Raw genomic sequence first — 1,045 nt, 5'->3', positions numbered from 1 at the left:
CCAGGGAACGGTGGGCCCGGATGTCGAAGTCGCCCCGGACTTCCTGGAGGACCTCATGGGCGCTGAGATAGCGGCCGGCCTTCACATCGATGCACGCGCGGGCGAGTTGGTGGTCGTCGGCCGCCGGATGCCAGACGTACTGCCCATCGAACGAGCCAGCAGGCACGATCCCCTCCCCCTTCCCCCGGACGACAGCATCCACGCACTTTCCGGCCAGGCCGACCCTTGCGGGTTCTCCATGGATCACCGACAGCGGGACCACACCCTACTCACGATCAAGTGAGAGAGAAAACACTCGTCCGGGGAACTGTCAGGAACTGTTCCCAGCATTATTGGGCCGCGCCCGGAGAACTCAACGAGAGCTGGCATATGCCATCACCACAGGGCCGTTCGTGTTTTCCGCGGCCCTCCGGAACCACCGTCACAGGGGAGAAAGATGGCCGGGATCCATCGGTCACGAATGGATGAATGGTCTCGTTGAAACCTTCACCACCCCCGGTCGGGTGAACCGTATACGGAAATCACGGGGCGCTCACCCGTTCGCATAGGTGTCCGACACCTCCGCCGGACATGCTCGTTGGGGCGTGCATGATCACTGCAAGACGCATCGCGACCCTTTCCTCCGTCTCCGTCGCCGCCGTCCTCACGGCCGCTGTGATGTCCGGCGCCGCACAGGCGCGATTCGGCCCCGACTCGGTCACCATCGACCCGACCGGGCGGATCGCGAAGAACGGCGTCATCACGCTCAGCGGCTCCTACCGGTGCTCGTCGCCCGGCTCCGGTCCCGTACTCATCGGCGCCAGGGCGGTCCAGGGCGACGCCCGCGCCGATGCCGACGGCGCCGTGGCGAGGTGCGACGGCCGGGTGCACACCTGGCGCGAAAGCGGTCGTGGGAAGGGCACATTCGTCGTGGGAGGGGCGCGCGGCGAGGCGACCCTGCTCCGGCTGGACACCTCGCGCAGCTTCGTCCCGCTCCCGGTCATCCTCGGCTCCGACCGCACCGAGCTGAAGCTGCGGCGGAACTGACGTCCCGTCGGCCCGGTGT

At 67.2% G+C, this 1,045-nt stretch carries 1 protein-coding gene; it reads left to right on the top strand.

Annotated elements, in window-relative coordinates; genetic code table 11:
• Positions 1-588 precede the first annotated feature (588 nt).
• Positions 589-1,026 carry a DUF6299 family protein gene (locus tag ACWF94_RS40950; RefSeq protein ID WP_453500449.1) on the top strand — a complete coding sequence of 146 codons (438 nt, stop codon included), beginning with the start codon at positions 589-591 and terminating at the stop codon, positions 1,024-1,026.
• The last annotated feature ends 19 nt before the right edge of the window (positions 1,027-1,045 follow it).

Source organism: Streptomyces sp. NPDC055078 (genome assembly GCF_053607985.1).
The sequence above is the reverse complement of the archived record's forward strand: the minus strand, read 5'-3'. Positions and strand labels throughout refer to the sequence as shown.

What these genes read in the sequence shown, in the direction of transcription:
- ACWF94_RS40950 (WP_453500449.1), top strand. Translation starts at nt 589, where the DNA reads ATGATCACTGCAAGACGCATCGCGACCCTTTCCTCCGTCTCCGTCGCC.